General features: G+C 62.3%; 16 protein-coding genes. 8 read left to right on the top strand and 8 right to left on the bottom strand.

Features of this window, described 5'->3' with window-relative positions:
* Positions 1–361: 361 nt before the first annotated feature.
* Positions 362–1,768 (top strand): sensor histidine kinase, encoded by a 1,407-nt coding sequence (locus tag R6254_RS07090; RefSeq protein WP_318405533.1) that lies wholly within the window; start codon positions 362–364, stop codon positions 1,766–1,768.
* 7 nt (positions 1,769–1,775) lie between these two features.
* Here R6254_RS07090 and R6254_RS07085 read toward each other — a convergent pair whose 3' ends face one another.
* The 6 genes from R6254_RS07085 to R6254_RS07060 form a co-directional block, all read right to left on the bottom strand.
* Positions 1,776–2,360: a response regulator transcription factor gene (locus tag R6254_RS07085; protein WP_318405531.1), complete on the bottom strand. Its 585-nt coding sequence runs from the start codon at positions 2,358–2,360 to the stop codon at positions 1,776–1,778.
* A gap of 199 nt (positions 2,361–2,559) precedes the next feature.
* Positions 2,560–3,882 (bottom strand): tryptophan--tRNA ligase, encoded by a 1,323-nt coding sequence (locus R6254_RS07080; RefSeq protein ID WP_412103125.1) that lies wholly within the window; start codon positions 3,880–3,882, stop codon positions 2,560–2,562.
* Positions 3,879–4,547 carry a site-2 protease family protein gene (locus R6254_RS07075; protein ID WP_318405528.1) on the bottom strand — a complete coding sequence of 223 codons (669 nt, stop codon included), beginning with the start codon at positions 4,545–4,547 and terminating at the stop codon, positions 3,879–3,881. Before R6254_RS07075 ends, R6254_RS07080 begins: the two co-directional genes overlap by 4 nt.
* Before the next feature lie 157 nt (positions 4,548–4,704).
* A complete protein-coding gene (locus R6254_RS07070) occupies positions 4,705–5,340 on the bottom strand; it encodes an L-threonylcarbamoyladenylate synthase (RefSeq protein ID WP_318405526.1) in 636 nt (211 codons plus the stop codon).
* Between the two features lie 11 nt (positions 5,341–5,351).
* Complete coding sequence (locus R6254_RS07065; RefSeq protein ID WP_318405524.1) at positions 5,352–6,257, bottom strand: DMT family transporter; 906 nt, start codon at positions 6,255–6,257, stop codon at positions 5,352–5,354.
* Positions 6,254–7,114 carry a 3',5'-nucleoside bisphosphate phosphatase gene (locus R6254_RS07060; protein WP_318405522.1) on the bottom strand — a complete coding sequence of 287 codons (861 nt, stop codon included), beginning with the start codon at positions 7,112–7,114 and terminating at the stop codon, positions 6,254–6,256. Before R6254_RS07060 ends, R6254_RS07065 begins: the two co-directional genes overlap by 4 nt.
* A gap of 256 nt (positions 7,115–7,370) precedes the next feature.
* Here R6254_RS07060 and R6254_RS07055 point away from each other — a divergent pair, with 256 nt between their 5' ends.
* A complete protein-coding gene (locus R6254_RS07055; protein ID WP_318405521.1) occupies positions 7,371–8,042 on the top strand; it encodes a glutathione S-transferase in 672 nt (223 codons plus the stop codon).
* Between the two features lie 369 nt (positions 8,043–8,411).
* Here R6254_RS07055 and recJ read toward each other — a convergent pair whose 3' ends face one another.
* Both recJ and R6254_RS07045 read right to left on the bottom strand, forming a co-directional pair.
* Complete coding sequence (gene recJ, locus R6254_RS07050) at positions 8,412–10,136, bottom strand: single-stranded-DNA-specific exonuclease RecJ (protein WP_318405519.1); 1,725 nt, start codon at positions 10,134–10,136, stop codon at positions 8,412–8,414.
* Complete coding sequence (locus R6254_RS07045; protein ID WP_318405518.1) at positions 10,133–11,071, bottom strand: phosphoglycerate mutase; 939 nt, start codon at positions 11,069–11,071, stop codon at positions 10,133–10,135. The genes recJ and R6254_RS07045 overlap by 4 nt, the downstream gene beginning before the upstream one ends.
* Positions 11,072–11,117: 46 nt before the next feature.
* Between R6254_RS07045 and R6254_RS07040 the strand changes: the two genes are divergently transcribed.
* The 6 genes from R6254_RS07040 to R6254_RS07015 all read left to right on the top strand — a co-directional run bounded on the left by R6254_RS07040 (position 11,118) and on the right by R6254_RS07015 (position 16,399).
* On the top strand, positions 11,118–12,374 hold the full coding sequence (locus R6254_RS07040) for a lipoprotein-releasing ABC transporter permease subunit (protein WP_318405516.1): 1,257 nt from the start codon (positions 11,118–11,120) through the stop codon (positions 12,372–12,374).
* Between the two features lie 155 nt (positions 12,375–12,529).
* The gene (gene lolD / locus R6254_RS07035) at positions 12,530–13,213 is read left to right on the top strand and encodes a lipoprotein-releasing ABC transporter ATP-binding protein LolD (protein WP_318405514.1); all 684 of its coding nucleotides are present in this window, start codon (positions 12,530–12,532) and stop codon (positions 13,211–13,213) included.
* Between the two features lie 231 nt (positions 13,214–13,444).
* The gene (locus tag R6254_RS07030) at positions 13,445–13,720 is read left to right on the top strand and encodes a DnaJ domain-containing protein (RefSeq protein ID WP_318405512.1); all 276 of its coding nucleotides are present in this window, start codon (positions 13,445–13,447) and stop codon (positions 13,718–13,720) included.
* A 24-nt stretch (positions 13,721–13,744) separates the two neighbouring features.
* A complete protein-coding gene (locus R6254_RS07025) occupies positions 13,745–14,332 on the top strand; it encodes a hypothetical protein (protein WP_318405510.1) in 588 nt (195 codons plus the stop codon).
* Between the two features lie 30 nt (positions 14,333–14,362).
* Positions 14,363–15,115, top strand: coding sequence for a hypothetical protein (locus R6254_RS07020; RefSeq protein ID WP_318405508.1), 753 nt, complete (start codon positions 14,363–14,365; stop codon positions 15,113–15,115).
* A 30-nt stretch (positions 15,116–15,145) separates the two neighbouring features.
* Complete coding sequence (locus tag R6254_RS07015; protein ID WP_318405507.1) at positions 15,146–16,399, top strand: hypothetical protein; 1,254 nt, start codon at positions 15,146–15,148, stop codon at positions 16,397–16,399.
* Positions 16,400–16,520 lie beyond the last annotated feature (121 nt).

The raw sequence follows: 16,520 nt of genomic DNA, 5'->3' as shown, positions 1-16,520 counted from the left end.
TGCCCAAGGCCTGATGGCATTCAATGTCGCTACGTCCCTCGCTCCTAATTTCTACCTGCCTCAAAAAACTCACAGGGTAGGGCCTACGTAGGTCAGGTTTCGACGGCATTCAACAATCCCGTGAAAGTGATTCCTCAGAGGCCTCGAAATTCGAGTATTGGGCGAAACAATCAACGCAATGCTGTTGGATTGAACAGTTGAGCCCGTGTCCGGTTCTCCTACGACTTGCCCTCCCGAATACCTCACCGTGTTTCGGAAAACCCCTGAAAGCCCCGCCAGTCGGGGCTTTTTTGCGTCTGAGCGGCGTCTTCGCAGGGTTGAGGCGGGGGTGTTGGGTTCTCATGACCAGTAAACTTCAGGCATGAATTCCGCTGCCTTGTCCGCACATGACGATAGTCCGCAGCTTGTGACCGATATGACCGCGCGTGATGACTGGGTGGAGGTGCAGCTGATGCACAACTTCATGCGCCATGCCCGGCCGGCGCTGCACATGGCGACCCTGGTGCTGCCAGTGATCGTGGCGATTTTGTACCAGGACGTCAACCAGGCGGCTTTGCTGGGCTGGGCCCTGGCCGTGGTGTTGATGACGCTGGTGCGTTACCGGGTGGTGAGCCTGTATTACCGCGACTACGCCAATGCCCGCAGCGCCGCCAGCGAAGGAGCGCAACTGCGGGCCTTTCTGTCGCGTTACGGCTGGACCTGGACCGTGAGCGCCGTGCTCTGGGGCGGTTCGATGTTTCTCTACTTTCGCAAGGCACCGGTGTATGACCAGTTCATCTGCCTGATCGTGCTGGTAGGCATGGCCGGTTATGCGACGGGGGCATTTTCAGCTTCCTGGCGTTGTTTTAACGGTTATATCAATGGGCTGGCGGGCAGCACGCTGGCCGCGGTGGCTTACAGCGTGGTGTTGGAGCAGCCTTTTCTCGGAACCGGCACGACCTACGGCCTGGTTCTGCTGGTGCTGATTTATTGGGCCGCCGTACGCGCGGCCGGGAAAGGGTTTCACCGGGGGCAGCGAAAAAACCTGGAGCTGCAGTTTGCCAATGCGGCCTTGATCGCCTCGCTGACTGAGCAAACCCGCACGGCGCTGGAGGCCGTGGAGATCAAGAACCGTTTTATTGCCAGTGCGGCCCACGATTTGCGCCAGCCGGTGCATGCCTTGAGCCTGTATGCCGATTGGCTGCGGGCCGAACCCGAGATGGTCACACAGCTCACCCCCAAAATCGTGCAGGCGACGCAGGCGGTCAATGCGCTGTTTAATTCGCTGTTTGACTTGGCCAAGCTGGACGCCAATGTGATCGAGGTGAACTGGCAGCGGGTCGATCTGGCCGCGCTGGTGGATGAGATGGTGCTGCAATACGCCCCGCTGGCGCAGGAAAAGGGACTGGTTCTGCGTCAACGCGTGGTGCCGGCGGAATTGCTCTCAGACCCCGAATTGCTCAAGCGCCTGATCGGCAACCTGCTGTCCAATGCGATACGCCATACCGAGCGCGGCGGCATTTTGCTTGCCCTGCGCCAGGGGCCGGCCGGCCCGGCCATCGAGGTCTGGGACACCGGTGTCGGGATTGCGCCCGAACATCAGCAGGCGATTTTTCAGGAGTTTTACCGCGTGGCCCTGCACAACGGCACGGAAGAAGGGTTCGGGCTGGGCCTGTCCGTGGTGTCGCGGCTGTGCAGCGCGCTGAATTGCCGCTTGAGCGTGCGCTCGCGGCCTGGCCGGGGCACGGTCTTCCGGCTGGACGTGCCGACTTTGGGAGACGGGGTTTAGGCGGGACTTAGAGCAGGCCCTGTGTGCGGGCGAGGTGGCTGGCTTGTGATCGGCTTTTGACATTGAGCCGGCGAAACAGGCGCCACAAATGCACCTTGACCGTGTGTTCGCTGATTTGCAGCTCGGTGGCAATGTCGCGGTTGCTCATGCCTTTGTCCAGCATGACCAGCAACTGGCGCTGGCGCTTCGACAATTTTTCAGGTTCTGCGCTGGCTTCTGTATCGGAACTGTCGTCCAGGAAAGTTTTCAGGACTTTCGCAATCTCGGTGGCGCCCGCCGACTTTTCAATATAGATGTCGGCACCGGCTTCCAGCGACAAGTCCTGAAAATCTAGCGCCGGCGCGGCGGACAACACCGCGATCGGTACCTCGGGGTATTGCTGGCGCAACTCGCGCACACCCGACACGCCATGGGTATCCGGCAGCTTGAGGTCCAGGCAGACGAAGTCCGGGATGCCGTGTTGTTCAACCGCCGCGCCCATTGCGTCCAGCCGGTCCAGCTCAACGACGGTGGCTTTGCTGTATTGGCGACGAATCAGCATCACCACGGCTTCCCGCATCAATGGATGGTCATCTATGACGAAGATATGCATGGGCAGTCTCAAAGACGTGAAAAGTTGTCAATTTGGGGACGAAAAGTAAGCATACCTCGTCAAGGTCAAGTTGACGAGGACTCCAAAAATATAAATCGCAGGACTATTTCATATTTTTAGGGATGCTGCCCCCGTCCTGAACGCCAGGTACAACGGCCGCCGCCGGCACCGCTAAGGCGCCGCAGCGTCCCTCCAACCGTCAGGCGCTGGCCGCGATCAGTTGTTGCAAGGCCAATGCCACGGCGTCCGGCGTCACGCCGTCCAGGGCCTGCAGCTTGCCTGCCAGTGTCGGCAGGGCGGCGGCGCCCTGTGTTTGCAGCAGGGCAATCGCCTGCCCGGCGTCTTTGGGCGAAGCAAAACCCTGGCTTTGCAGCAGCAGTTGGCCCTGGGCATCGAGCAGCTTGAAATGGAACTGGCCGTCGGCCTCGCGGTATTGCTTGAACACCGGCAAGGCGGTTTTGGCGGCTTTGCCTTTGGGCGCAGGCGCGGCCTGGCTGCCCAGATTGCGCAAACCCACGGCCTGGCGCAATTCACGGATGAAGGGGCTCGCGAGTTGGCGTGCCTTCTCGGCGCCGGCCACCAGGGTGGCCTCGATTTTCGCCGGGTCTTGCATCAAGGCCTGGTAGTGGGCCCGCATGGGCGCGACCTCCTGGTCAATCCGCTCGAACAACAGTTGTTTGGCGTCGCCCCAGCCAATGCCTTCGCTGTAGGCCTGGCGCAGCGCGGCGGTTTCCTCTGCACTGGCAAAAGCCTGGTAAATCTGGAACAGCGCCGAGCCTTCCACCTCTTTGGGCTCGCCCGGTGCGCGTGAGTCGGTCACGATGCCAGCGATGAGTTTTTTCAGCTGCTCGCGCGGCGTGAACAGGGGAATGGTGTTGTCATAACTTTTGCTCATCTTGCGCCCGTCCAAGCCGGGCAGCAGGGCCACGGACTCTTCGATCAGCGCCTGCGGCAGCACAAAGTGTTCGCCGTACAAATGGTTGAAACGCTGCGCCATGTCGCGCGCCATTTCGATGTGCTGGATCTGGTCGCGTCCGACCGGCACCTGGTGCGCCTTGAACATCAGGATGTCGGCGCCCATCAGCACCGGGTACATGAACAGGCCGGCGCTGACATCGGCGTCCGGGTCGTTGCCGGCGGCGGTGTTTTTGTCGACCGAGGCCTTGTAGGCGTGGGCGCGGTTGAGCACACCCTTGGCGGTCACGCAGGTCAGCAGCCAGGTGAGTTCGGGGATTTCCGGCACGTCCGACTGGCGGTAAAAGGTCACGCGTTCCGGGTCCAGCCCGGCGGCCAGCCAGCTGGCGGCAATCTCCAAGGTGGAGCGCTGGATGCGGGCCGGCTCGTCACACTTGATGAGGGCGTGGTAGTCGGCCAGAAAATAAAAACTCTCGACCCCCACGCCGCGGCTGGCGGCCACGGAAGGCCGGATCGAGCCGACGTAGTTGCCCAGGTGGGGCGTGCCGGTGGTGGTGATACCGGTGAGAAAGCGCATAGGCGCGTTGAGGGGTTTGTTTGTCATCATCGAACCAGCATGGCCAGGGGCGTCAACACAATATCAAGCAGGGAATAGGTCAGCGCCATCAGCGGGCGCATCCAGAGGTTGCTGATGATCCCGGATATCACCAGCGCCATCACCACAAAAAAGCCCCAGGGCTCGATGCGCGAAAAAGTCAGCGCCGCCTTGTAAGGCAGCAATCCGACCACGATGCGGCCGCCATCCAGCGGTGGCAGGGGAAAGAGGTTGAACACCATCATCACGACATTGACCAGGATGCCGGCCTGGCACATCTTGATGAAAAACGGCTCGCTGATGCTTGCGCCCTGCAACAGGTAGAACAGGATGCCCCACATCAGGGCCTGGATCAGGTTGGCGGCCGGACCGGCCAGCGCGACCCAGATCATGTCGCGTTTGGGGTTGCGCAAATTGCCAAACTGCACCGGCACCGGCTTGGCATAACCGAACAAAAATGCGCCCGAGGTCGCGAAATACAGCAGCAGCGGCATCAGGATGGTGCCCAGCGGATCTATGTGTTTGATCGGGTTGAGCGTGACGCGGCCCAGCATCCAGGCGGTGTTGTCACCGAAGTGGCGGGCCACATAACCGTGCGCCGCCTCGTGCACGGTGATGGCAAATAACACCGGCAAGGCGTAAATGGCGACGGTTTGAATCAGATTGGCAATGTCCATGCGGGCAATTGTCTCATTGGACGGTATGCCCCCACATTCGCTCGCTGCGCGTAGCTCTCTGCCCACCAGGGGGCGCTGCGCCTGCGGCCCGGCGAAGCGGATTCCGCGGCCCCTGCTTGAAGGGGAGCCCGCGTTGGCCGGATTCCCGTTCGGCGCGCTAAAGACCTAGTGTTGCCAGCGCACCGCGTCCCTGCCGCACCACCAGCGGCTCGCCGCCCTGGCCCATGTCGGTCAGGTCGATCACCGTGGTCGGTTGTTGGGGGCAGGCACCGGCGTCGACCACGGCGCCGAGCTCGTGGCCCAGGCGCTCGCGAATGTCGCTGGCGTCGTTGAGTGGCTCGGTCTGGCCGGGCAGGATCAAGGTGGTCGCTAGCAGAGGGGCGCCGTGCAACTCCAGCAGCAGCTGCAGCCCCTTGCGGTCGGGAACCCGCAGGCCTATGGTCTTGCGGGACGGGTGGCTCAGGCGCCGCGGCACTTCCTTGCTGGCTTCCAGGATGAAGGTATACGGCCCGGGTGTGGCGGCCTTGAGCAGACGGTATTGTTTGTTGTCGACACGTGCGTAATTGGCCAGCTCGCTGAGGTCGCGGCACAACAGGGTCAGGTGGTGTTTGTCGTCCACCCCGCGTATGCGGCGCAGGCGGTCGGCGGCGGCTTTGTCGTCGAGTTGGCAGACCAGCGCGTAACTCGAGTCGGTGGGGACGGCCAGGATATCCCCGCGCGCGAGCAGGGCCACGGCCTGCTTGAGCAGCCGGGCTTGCGGGTTGTCGGGATGGATCTCGAAAAACTGAGCCATGCCAGATTATTTCAGGATTCGGCCGGCCGCACGTTGAACTGGTTCAGCGCGCGGCTTTCGCGTGCCGTGAGCCAGGCGCCGGCGGCGCCGCAAATGGCAATCAACACCACGCCGGCCATGGACCAGCGATCGGGCACATGGGAAAAAGCGACCCAGCCGCCCAGCATTGCAAAGGCGATCTGCGCGTAGAGATAAGGCGTGAGTGTGGCGGCTGGCGTGCGCATGTAAGCCAGGATCAGCAGAAAATGCCCGACCGTGGCAGCTACCCCCATCAGCAGCAACCAGCCCCAGAGCGACCACGAGGGCAAACTTGTCCAGACAAAAGGCAGGGCCACCGAGGCCAGCAGCGTGCCGACCCAGCCGGTGTACAAATGCATGGTGATCGGGTCTTCGGTCCGGGCCAGTTTGCTGGTCAGCACCTGAAAGCCGGTGTTGGTGGCCACCATGCCCAGCGGCAGCAGCAAGGCCCAGTCGAAGTCGTCGCCGCCCGGTCGAATGATGATCAAGGTGCCGATAAAGCCGCCTATCACCAGCGACCAGCGCAGGGGCGAGACTTTTTCGCCGAGTGCGGTGGCCGCCAGCAAGGTGATGATCAGAGGCACGATGGCCCCGATGGCGGTGAATTCGGCCACCGGCATGTATTTGAGGCTTAAAAACGCAAACAGGCTGCTCATCAGCAAGAGCAGGCCGCGCAGGCACTGGAATTTCGGATGGGCGGTGCGCAACACGCGCCAACCCCTCAGCGGCAGCATCGTTGCTGTGGTGGCCACGGCCTGGAAAAAATAGCGAAACCACAGCGCCATCAAGATAGGTACGCTGGCGCTGACGTATTTGGTGGTGGTGTCCAAGGTGGCAAAACAGGCCACCGCCGCGATGACCAGTGCAATGCCTGCCAGGGCCGAAGGCGCCCGCTTCACTGGATGCGGTCTTCCAGAAGCTCCCAGACGGGTGTCAGGTCGCCCGGCAAAAAGGGCAGCGTGCCGAGGTCGGTGTGGCTTTCATCGGGGCAGTGGAAGTCGCTGCCGCGCGAGGCGGCCAGGCCGAACTCCTTGGCGGTTTCGGCGTATTTCAGGTATTCCTGCGTGGTGTGGCTGCCGGTGACCACCTCGACGCCTTGGCCGCCATGGGCTTTGAACTCGGTGAACAGCGCGTATTCCTCATTCGGCGTGAACTTGTAACGCCCCGGATGGGCGATCACGGCCACCCCTTTGGCGCTGGTGATCCAGGTGATGGCGTCGCGCAGATTGGCCCAGCGGTGCGGCACGTAGCCGGGTTTGCCTTCGGTCAGGTATTTGCGAAAGACCTCGGAGGTCTCCTTGCAGACACCGGACTCCACCAAGAAACGGGCAAAGTGGGTGCGCGAGATCAGCTCCGGGTTGCCGACAAACTTCAGCGCGCCTTCATAGGCGCCCTTGATGCCGACTTTGGCCAGGCCATCGGACATTTCCATGGCACGCTGGCCGCGGCCGCCGCGTGTGGCGTGCAGGCCCTGTTGCATGGCCGCGTCGTCGGGGTCAAATCCCAGGCCAACGATGTGCACGGTTTCGTTGGCAAAGGTCACCGAAATTTCGGTGCCCGTCAGGTAGCGCAGGCCCTGCGCTTTGGCCGCGGCAGCGGCGCGGTGCTGGCCGCCGATTTCGTCGTGGTCGGTCAGGGCCCAGAGTTCAACGCCGTTGGTTTTGGCGCGTTCCGCCAGTGCCTCCGGGGTCAGCGTGCCGTCCGACACCACAGAGTGGCAATGCAGGTCGGCGTTCAGGATGTTTTTGGAAGTCACGGTTTCATTTTAGGCTTTATGCACCCTGGCTGTCGTGCCATGCCCTACCATGGGCGTTCGCCTTGGCTGTCGTGCTGCAACCCGGAAGTAGCGAAACACAATGAAAGTGATGGATTCGTGCACAGGGCAAGGCGCAAGCCGCAGCGAAGGCTATGCGCCTTCGCAAGGGTTGCAACGCAGCCATGGGCGCGAAGACGCGCTTTCATGTTTTGATATGTTCGGGTTGCAGTACTAACGACCTTACCGGGACTATTTCATGATCACTGTGCATCACCTCAACAACTCCCGTTCGCAGCGGGTTTTATGGCTGCTGGAAGAGCTGGCGCTGCCCTACGAGATCACGCGTTACGAGCGCGACCGCAAAACCATGCTGGCGCCGCCCTCGCTGCGGGCGGTGCACCCCTTGGGCAAGTCGCCGGTGATCACCGATGGTGATCTGACCCTGGCCGAGTCGGGTGCGATTGTTGATTATCTGATCGAGCGTTATGGTGCTGGGCGTCTGGCGCCGGCGGCCGGCACGCCCGAGCGCCTGCGTTACACCTACTGGCTGCATTACGCCGAAGGTTCGGCCATGCCGCCGCTGCTGCTCAAGCTGGTGTTCGACAAGATAGAAAGCGCACCCATGCCGTTTTTTGTCAAACCGATTGCGAAGGCGATTTCCGGCAAGGCCAAAAGCAGCTTTATCGAGCCGCAGATCCGGCAACATCTGGACTACCTCGAAGGTGAGCTGGGCAAAAGCGCCTGGTTTGCCGGTGATGCGTTCAGCGGCGCCGACATCCAGCTGAGTTTTCCGCTGGAAGCGGCGGCGGCGCGCGGCGGGCTTACTGCCAGCCGGCCGCGCCTGATGAATTTTCTAGAGCGTATCCACGCCAGGCCGGCCTACCAGCGCGCCATCGAGCGTGGCGGCGAATACAGCATCATGAGCTGAGTTGTGGGTATTTTTGGCCCTCAGCCCTGTGGGGGCGGGCGCAAGCAGCTATTTATTTTGTAGTGGGTTGGCATCCTGCGTCAAGCGGAAGCGCGTGGGCAGGGAGCACGGGCGCTACAAAATAAATAGCTGCTTGCGCCCGTAGTTATTGGGCTACAGCCCTGAAATGCTTGAAGTTCAGCGGAAGCCGAAGTAGGACAGGACGAAGCCGATGATGACAACAAGGCCGACGATGTAAATGATGGTGTTCATGGTGTCCTCTGAAACGTGATGTGGCGCACCGATGTGGGCGCCCCCGGAGTTCAGATCATGGGCATCCCGCCGGCAGCGGGTTGTAGGTTGCCCCACCCAGGGTCCGTCGGACAAGCACTACAGCTCCGCCGCCTCCACCAGGAAGCGCACACGTTTCACGCCTTGCCACTCGTCCGCGTCCAGCCGGAAGGCCAGTTTCACACGCGCCGGCAAAGACTCGGTGTGGCCAAACCAGATGCCGTCCACCGGCTGGCCCTGGTGTTTGAGCTTCAGCGCCAGGTGTTTTTCGCCGACCAGGCGTTGCGATACGACTTCGACTTCTTCGCTGAAGGTGGGCGCCGCAAAACCCTGGCCCCAGACTTCCTTGTGCAAGGTGTCCACCAGGTCGGCGCGCCGGTATTCGGGCGCCAGCGGGCCGTCGGTGTCCAACCGGCGTGTCAGCGTGGCGGCGTCCAGCCACTCGTGCGCCACCTCTTGCAGCGCGTGTTCAAACACATCAAAGTGTTCCTCGGCAATGGTGCAGCCGGCCGCCATCGCGTGGCCGCCAAAACGTAGCAACACGCCGGGGTGGCGTTTGGCGACCAGGTCCAGCGCATCACGCAGGTGAAAGCCCGGGATAGACCGGCCCGAACCTTTGAATTCGTGTTCCTTGCCCGGTGCCTGGCTGGCGGCAAACACAAAAGTCGGCCGGTGTAATTTGTCCTTGATGCGTGAGGCCACGATGCCGACCACCCCTTCGTGAAAGTCCGGGTCAAAAATGGCAATCGCCGGCGGCGGTTCTTCGTTTTCGTCAATCATCGCGTCGGCGGCGTACTGCGCTTGCTCGCGCATATCGGCCTCGATGCCCTTGCGTTCGCGGTTGATGCCGTCCAGGGTTTTGGCCAATTCGTCGGCGCGGCCTGCATCGTCGGTCAGCAGGCATTCGATGCCCAGGGTCATGTCGCTGAGCCGGCCCGCGGCATTGATACGTGGCCCCAAGGCAAAGCCAAAGTCAAAACTGGTCGCCACGGCGGCCATGCGGCCGGCGGCCGTGAACAGGGCCGCCACACCGGCCGGCAAGGCGCCGCTGCGGATACGTTTGAGGCCTTGCGCGACTAGGCGGCGGTTGTTGGCGTCAAGCTTGACCACGTCGGCCACGGTGCCCAGCGCGACCAGCGGCAGCAAGGTGTCGAGTTTGGGCTGGGTGGCCGCATCGAACACGCCGCGTTTGCGCAATTCAGCGCGCAGCGCCATCAGCACGTAAAACATCACACCCACGCCGGCAATCGACTTGCTTTCGAAGTCGCAGCCGGGCTGATTCGGGTTGACGATCACGTCGGCGGTGGGCAACACGATCTGGCCGTTTTGCAGCGCCGGCAGGTGGTGGTCGGTCACCAGCACCTGCATGCCCAGCGCCTTGGCGCGGGCCACGCCGTCCATACTGGCGATGCCGTTGTCCACCGTGACCAGGATGTCGGCGCCCGTGGCTTTAACACGTTCGGCAATCGGCGCGGTCAACCCATAGCCGTCGACCACGCGGTCCGGCACGATGTAGCTGGCCTGCGTCGCACCCAGCAGGCGCAGGCCGCGCAGGGCGACGGCGCAGGCGGTGGCGCCGTCGCAGTCGTAGTCGGCCACGACACAGATTTTTTTCTGCGCGGCAATCGCATCGGCCAGCAACACGGCGGCCTGGGCGCAACCTTTCATGGACGATGGCGGCTGCAGCCTGGCCAAACCGTCGTCAAGCTCATCGGCGTTCAAGACGCCGCGTGCGGCAAACAACTGCGCCAGCAGCGGGTGGATACCGGCCTGCTGCAAGGCCCAGACGCTGCGCGGCGGTGCTTCACGTACTATTATTTTCATAGCTGACTACGTCCATCCCATATGGGCTGGAGCCCTAAAACATGCTTAACTCGGCGCCAAAAACTGGTTTTGGCGGGTACAAAACTCTGCGCCGCGTGTTCGCCGCACAAGGTCAGGCGCGCTTCGCCGCCGGCCCGCAGCAAGGCCAGCAGGCTGGCACACGCATCGGCGTCCACTTCTTGCCAGGCTTGCGCCAGCGCCGCGGCATCGTGGCGCAGCGCAAGCGCGAGCAGGCGCGATTCGACGCGGACATGGGATGCGACGGGAACAGCGTGGTCCAGCACACCGGCGCCTGTGATCCAGAAAGAATTGACCGGCCCCAGGCCTTGTTGCTGCCGCCTGTCGTTGGCCGGGTGGGTGTAAAGAAGCATCTGCATCTCGTTTTGCAGGCGGCGCAAGGTGGCGGCCGGGGCGCCGACCGCGTCCAGCACGGCGGGTGTCAGGCGCCGCCCCCGCAGCCGGTCCAGCGACATACTGCGCAGGCCGCGAAAAACTTCACCGGTGGCCAGCCAGGTGCCCGGCAGTTGGCCGTAGGGCTGCAGCGTGATGCCGTCTTCCAGAAAATAAGGCGCCATCGCGGCCAATAAGGCCTGCGAGGTCGCCTCGTCGACCGCCAACTGATCCGGCGGCGACAACATGATGTGGTCCGCGCCCACCTGCCAGTGGCAGAGCTGGATAAAGGCGCAAGGCAGGCCGATGGTGCCGGTCTCAAAGGCTGCCCAGGGTATGTAGCCGGGACCGCCCGGCAGGCCGTTGGCCTGCGCCAACGCGAGTTCATAAGGCGCGGAGGCGCTGTCTTCGCCGCATTCGAGTCGTTGGTCCGGCGTCATCGCCGCCAGCAGCGCACGCAGATTCGGCGTCAGCGGCGGTAGCGCCGCGCCGGCCTCATGCTGCAGCACGGCGCCGGGGATTATTAAATGGAGCTTGTCGGACATCCGCCTATTGTCCGGGATGGCGCCGGCCTGATGCCACAATTGCGCCATGCAAATCCCCTACGAGCTGATTTTGGGCTGGCGTTACACCCGCGCGGGCCGTGCGACGCGGCGCAACGGTTTTATCTCTTTCATCTCCGGTGTCTCCATGCTGGGCATCGCACTGGGGGTGGCGGCGCTGATCATTGTGCTCAGTGTGATGAACGGTTTTCAGAAAGAGGTGCGCGACCGCATGTTGGGCGTGATCTCGCACATCGAGGTGTTTGCGCCCAATGGCGCGGCTTTGCCCGACGTGCAAAAAACCCTGGCCGAGATCAAACAAAACCCGCAGGTGGTGGGTGCGGCAAGTTTTATCGCCGCGCAAGCCCTGCTGGCCCGCGGTGAAGACATGAAAGGCGCGATGGTGCGCGGCATCGACCCGGCGCACGAAGGTGAGGTCACCGACCTGGCGGTCGACCTGAAAGACACGGCCTTGCCCAAGCTGGTGCCCGGCCAGTTTGGCGTGGTGCTGGGCGGCGAGTTGGCGCGTTCGTTGGGGGTGCGCGAGGGGGACAGCGTGACCTTGATCGCCCCCAGCGGCCAGATCACGCCGGCCGGTGTGGTGCCGCGCCTGAAACAGATGACGGTGGTCGGCACCTTTGATTCCGGCCATTTTGAATACGACTCGGCGCTGGTCATGTTGCACCAGGACGATGCCGCGAAAATTTTCCGGCTCGAAGGTCCGACCGGCATACGTATCAAGCTCAAGGACCTGAACCAGGCGCGCGAGGTGGCGGCCGAACTCTCACACAGCCTCAGTGGCAACCTCTTGATTCGCGACTGGACGCGGCAGAACCGGACCTGGTTTTCCGCCGTGCAACTCGAAAAACGCATGATGTTCATCATCCTCACGCTGATCGTCGCGGTGGCGGCCTTCAACCTGGTCAGCACCCTGGTCATGACGGTGACCGACAAACGTGCGGACATCGCCATCCTGCGCACCCTGGGCGCCAGCCCGAAAAGCATCATGGGTATTTTCATGGTGCAGGGCGCTCTGGTCGGCGTCATCGGCACCTTGTCAGGCCTGTTGCTGGGCCTGGGCATCGCGCTCAACATCGACGTGCTGGTGCCGGCGCTGGAGCGGCTGCTGAATGCCAGCTTTTTGCCCAAAGACATCTACCTGATCAGCCGCATGCCCAGCGACCCGCAATACGCCGACATCATGCCGATTGTGGTGATTGCGCTGGTGCTGGCTTTTCTGGCGACTATTTATCCCAGCTGGCGTGCCAGCCGCGTCAATCCTGCAGAGGCTCTTCGTTATGAGTGAAAAGAATTTCATAAATCCGTTGTCCGGGCGCATGACTGCGTTGCGCGGTGCTCGGAATCCTCATGCACCGAAGTGCATTCCGGTGTCCTGCGCTCCGGGCGCCTTGTCCTGCATCCCGGACACCGAATTTCTGAAACTCTTTTCGGGTTCCTTTTATGAATGACGTGGTACTCAAGGCCAGTGGCCTGACCAAGCGTTTCCACGAAGGACCGATTGACCTGACCGTTCTGCATGGCGTGGACCTGCAGGTATTGGCCGGCGAAACGCTGGCGATAGTCGGCGCTTCGGGCTCGGGAAAAAGCACCTTGCTGCATTTGATGGGCGGGCTGGACGCGCCTACCAGCGGACAGGTCGAGCTCAAGGGCCAGACCTTGTCCAAGCTGTCGGCGACCGAGCAGGGTGATTTGCGCAACCAGCACCTGGGTTTTGTCTACCAGTTTCACCACTTGCTGCCGGAGTTCAGCGCCCTGGACAACGTCGCCATGCCTTTGTGGATTCGGCGTCAAACCCCCGCTGAATCGGCGCGGATTGCGACCAAAATGCTGGCGAGTGTGGGTCTGAAAGACCGCATTCACCACCGGCCCGCGGAATTGTCGGGCGGCGAGCGCCAGCGGGTGGCGATTGCCCGCGCGCTGGTCACGCAGCCGGCCTGCGTGCTGGCCGACGAGCCCACCGGCAACTTGGACCGCAGCACAGCCGACGGCGTGTTTGAGCTGATGTTGCAGCTGGCCCGCGATGTCGGCACCGCCTTTGTGATGGTCACCCATGACGAAACCCTGGCGGCGCGTTGTGGCCGGCGTTTCAGGCTGGTATCGGGGCGTTTGTCCGAGTGGGAGTGAGGGGCCGCCACGCGGGTGGCGGTTTTTTCGGGCCGGCGCCTGGCTTTCAGGCCGGCCCTGCCGCCTGAGCCGGTGCCTTGCAAAAGCCCGGATTACCCGCATGTTATACAGGCCGGGCATAATCATCGGCTCGCTCGTTGTGCGCCCCGGTGCGATTTTGACGGCCAGTGAACCCTCCCAACATGCCGCAGAAGCCGGTCGTTTCCGCTTCCAGGACCCCGCACAACCCGCATGACCGATCACTACACCACCCTTGGACTGGACAGCGCTGCGACGCTGGCCGATGTCAAAAAAGCCTTTCGTCAGCAAGCCTCGTCCTGGCACCCCGATAAAAACGCCGCGCCTGAGGCGCCCGCACGGTTTCGGGCGGTACAAGAGGCTTACGACGTGTTGTCCGATGCGGACAAACGCCAGGCCTACGACGACAACCGCAGGCGCAACCTGCTCGACAGCCCGATAGAGACGGCGCGCGAGATCTGGCAGACCTATTTCAACCCCTTGCTCTAAACCGCGCACCACGAAACACTCTGCATGACCATTTCCCCTTTTTTCCTAGACCTGCGTTCGGCCTACCAGTCCGAGATGGATGACTTGCGGTTTGACTCCGAAGGCCGCGACGTGTTGCGTCAGCGCCTGGCCGAGAAACGCAAGGAAATCGACTTTCTGCTCCAGATGATGGCGCTCAGCCCCGAGATGGTGGCGGTGATCTTCCACCAGGGCTTTAACTTCAAGTCGCCAGCGGTGATGAACCACCTGCTGGGCCATGCGCCAGACGTATTTCCCGCATGGAGCAGCGTGGCCGAGGGGATTGAACTGACGCCGTGGGCGCAGGACCTGGCCGACGTGATTCTGAAAGCGCCCGGCGGCGAGCAGTTTTTGACCGTGGCCGCGGGCCTGGAATTCATGGCTGGCCAGCCCGGTGCGGCACTGGCTGCACGTGGTGGCCACGACGAATCCGGTGAAGATGAGGACGACGAGGAAGACGACGGCGACGATGGCTTGATGGTCCTGGACAGTGATGGGGACGGCAGCGACGACCAAAGCGGCGATACCCGGGCCAAGCAAGAGGCGGGTGCCGACTGGCTGGTCGATCAAGGCTTTGACCGCAAAGACCGATAAACCGAACAAAAAATTGAGCCGGAACCCGCCATGAACCATCTTGCCCTGATCGAAAAAACCCAAACCCTGATTGCGGCCGGCGACATCGTCGGTGCCGAATCCGCCCTGGTCGAGCTGGCCGATACCGAGGGTGATGCCGCCTTGATGGTGGTGCTGGAGATGTTGCCGCCCAAGGACATCCTGGCCGTCATCCGCGAATACGACCACTCGAAAGCCTCGGTGGTCAACCTGCTGGTGTCGCCCGAACAGTTCGCCCGCGCGGTGGTGATTGAAAAACTCTACAAGGACTTCACGCGCACCCATTTGCGCGGCATGGTCAACGCGGTTATCTTCCGGGACGACGCGGACCCGCTGGAATTTTTAACCGCGATCGGCGATCTGGAGGGCGGCAGCGAAGCCTTGGCCGACTACTTTTCTGAAAAGTGGAGCCGCGTCGAAGCGTTTGCCCGCACCGGCAGTTTTGATGCGGTGGAAGACCACGGCGAGATGTTGTCCCAAGCCGCGTTGCTGGCCTCGGCCTATGTGAAACCCATTCTCGAGCAGGACGAAGTGGCCGACCAGGACTGGATGCAACTCGCCTGGATTTTGCGTTACGAATGCCCCGACCTGTTCATCGAAATGATGATGGTCTTGCGCGCCAAGGTTAGCGCCCATGATGCGGGCTTTGGCGAAGAAGAGGCCGAGGACGAAGAAGAGGACGATGGCAAGGTCGAGACCGGCGATACCGATCGCGGCAAGGCCACACCAACCGCGCGCGAGTCGGACGAGGAATCGGCGATCTGAGTCAGGCCTGACCCCGCGAAAAACTTCACCATGTCCACGCCAGCCTTTTCTGTCCCCTCGTCGGTTTCGCTTTACGACGCGCGCCCGTTTTTTGAAAAGGCGCTGCAGTATGGCGTGTTGCACGGCTTGCTCGATGCGCAAAAGCTGGACGCCATGCGCAGCGAGGCGCCCAAGGGCATGGTGCAGATCGCGCGTTATTTTGGCAGCGAGTTTTTGCGCCCCGAGCTTGAAAAAGCCAGGGACCGCATGGTCAACCTGGTCAGCCTGTACCTGGAAAGCAGTTGCGATGGCGATCTGCGGCAAGCCGCCGAGTCGCTGCGCGACCACTCCCTGTTGTCCCGCTCCAAAGGCGGCTCGGACATGCTCAAAGCGCTGATTGCCATGCCGCAGAACAGCCACTTCGGCATGAATGAGCGCGGGGGTTTTACCAACGAGCACATCCCGCTGCTGGCCAAATGGTCGCTGCGCAGCCTGGCCGACTACCAGGCCGAACTGGCCAAACGCGCGCAGGTGGCGCAGGTGATAGACGCGGCCATCTGGCTGGCCGACCAGTTGGGCCTGGAAGCCGATGATCTTGAAGAGGCCGGCAAAGACGCGGAAGCGGTGATTCGCACCGCGCTGTTGATGCTGGCGACAGGCCGCAGCGAGATGCCGGACTGGATCAGCTTTGAAAAAACCGTGGCCGCCTTGCGCAAAAAGCAGGCGCTGCCCCTGGCTACCGGCAAAACCAAGGCGAAAGTGTCGGCACTAACGATCACCTTGCCGGCGCAGCTGCCAGCCCACTTGCGGGCGGCTGTCGAGGTGGTGCGCCAATCCGTGATCGCCGACATCCCGAAAATCCTGGACCCCGCACTGCCTGCCCGGCAACTCTTCGACCGAAGCCCGGCCTTCATGGGCCGCTATTTCTGGGTGGAAGACGGGCTGAACGAGGTGGACCACCACGACCGCCAGACATCGGCGGCCTGGCACAAAGCCACCGGCGGCAACAGCGACGATGGTTCGCTGCTGACCCTGTTTTTGTGTGTGGCGGCCGCAGCCCCACTCAAAACCTTGTTGACGGAAAAAGGCGCGGCCGGCCTGGTGCGCAAAATCCAGAAATCAGGGATCCAGCCCGATCTGGCGCACCAGTACATTCTGGAGCATGCGCCCGCGCAACACCAGGACGGTTATCTCCGTTTGTGGGCTGACTTCGTGGATGAGGCGCAGCAGACGCTGCAAAGCGACGCGGTACATGCGTTGCAGGACGCCGTGGCTTTGCTGCGGCGGGAATGCCATGTGAAATAAGGCGGATGCCGCCTGTGGTGGTGTTGGCGTATTTTTATAAGAGGCGGATTCAAGTACGAAGTGCAACGTTCAGAAACGGGGTGGGCCAAGAGTCAATAGGATGGGCTCTTTGTGACCAGCC

It is taken from the genome of Polaromonas potterensis (genome assembly GCF_033446725.1).
Taxonomy (GTDB): Bacteria; Pseudomonadota; Gammaproteobacteria; order Burkholderiales; family Burkholderiaceae_C; genus Polaromonas.
This window is presented reverse-complemented; position numbering and strand designations above follow the sequence as displayed.

Bases quoted from the DNA above. Each gene is read 5' to 3' on its own strand.
- R6254_RS07090 (WP_318405533.1), top strand. From the start codon at position 362: ATGAATTCCGCTGCCTTGTCCGCACATGACGATAGTCCGCAGCTTGTG.
- R6254_RS07085 (WP_318405531.1), bottom strand. From the start codon at position 2,360: ATGCATATCTTCGTCATAGATGACCATCCATTGATGCGGGAAGCCGTG.
- R6254_RS07080 (WP_412103125.1), bottom strand. From the start codon at position 3,882: ATGATGACAAACAAACCCCTCAACGCGCCTATGCGCTTTCTCACCGGT.
- R6254_RS07075 (WP_318405528.1), bottom strand. From the start codon at position 4,547: ATGGACATTGCCAATCTGATTCAAACCGTCGCCATTTACGCCTTGCCG.
- R6254_RS07070 (WP_318405526.1), bottom strand. From the start codon at position 5,340: ATGGCTCAGTTTTTCGAGATCCATCCCGACAACCCGCAAGCCCGGCTG.
- R6254_RS07055 (WP_318405521.1), top strand. From the start codon at position 7,371: ATGATCACTGTGCATCACCTCAACAACTCCCGTTCGCAGCGGGTTTTA.
- recJ (WP_318405519.1), bottom strand. From the start codon at position 10,136: ATGAAAATAATAGTACGTGAAGCACCGCCGCGCAGCGTCTGGGCCTTG.
- R6254_RS07045 (WP_318405518.1), bottom strand. From the start codon at position 11,071: ATGTCCGACAAGCTCCATTTAATAATCCCCGGCGCCGTGCTGCAGCAT.
- R6254_RS07040 (WP_318405516.1), top strand. From the start codon at position 11,118: ATGCAAATCCCCTACGAGCTGATTTTGGGCTGGCGTTACACCCGCGCG.
- lolD (WP_318405514.1), top strand. From the start codon at position 12,530: ATGAATGACGTGGTACTCAAGGCCAGTGGCCTGACCAAGCGTTTCCAC.
- R6254_RS07030 (WP_318405512.1), top strand. From the start codon at position 13,445: ATGACCGATCACTACACCACCCTTGGACTGGACAGCGCTGCGACGCTG.
- R6254_RS07025 (WP_318405510.1), top strand. From the start codon at position 13,745: ATGACCATTTCCCCTTTTTTCCTAGACCTGCGTTCGGCCTACCAGTCC.
- R6254_RS07020 (WP_318405508.1), top strand. From the start codon at position 14,363: ATGAACCATCTTGCCCTGATCGAAAAAACCCAAACCCTGATTGCGGCC.
- R6254_RS07015 (WP_318405507.1), top strand. From the start codon at position 15,146: ATGTCCACGCCAGCCTTTTCTGTCCCCTCGTCGGTTTCGCTTTACGAC.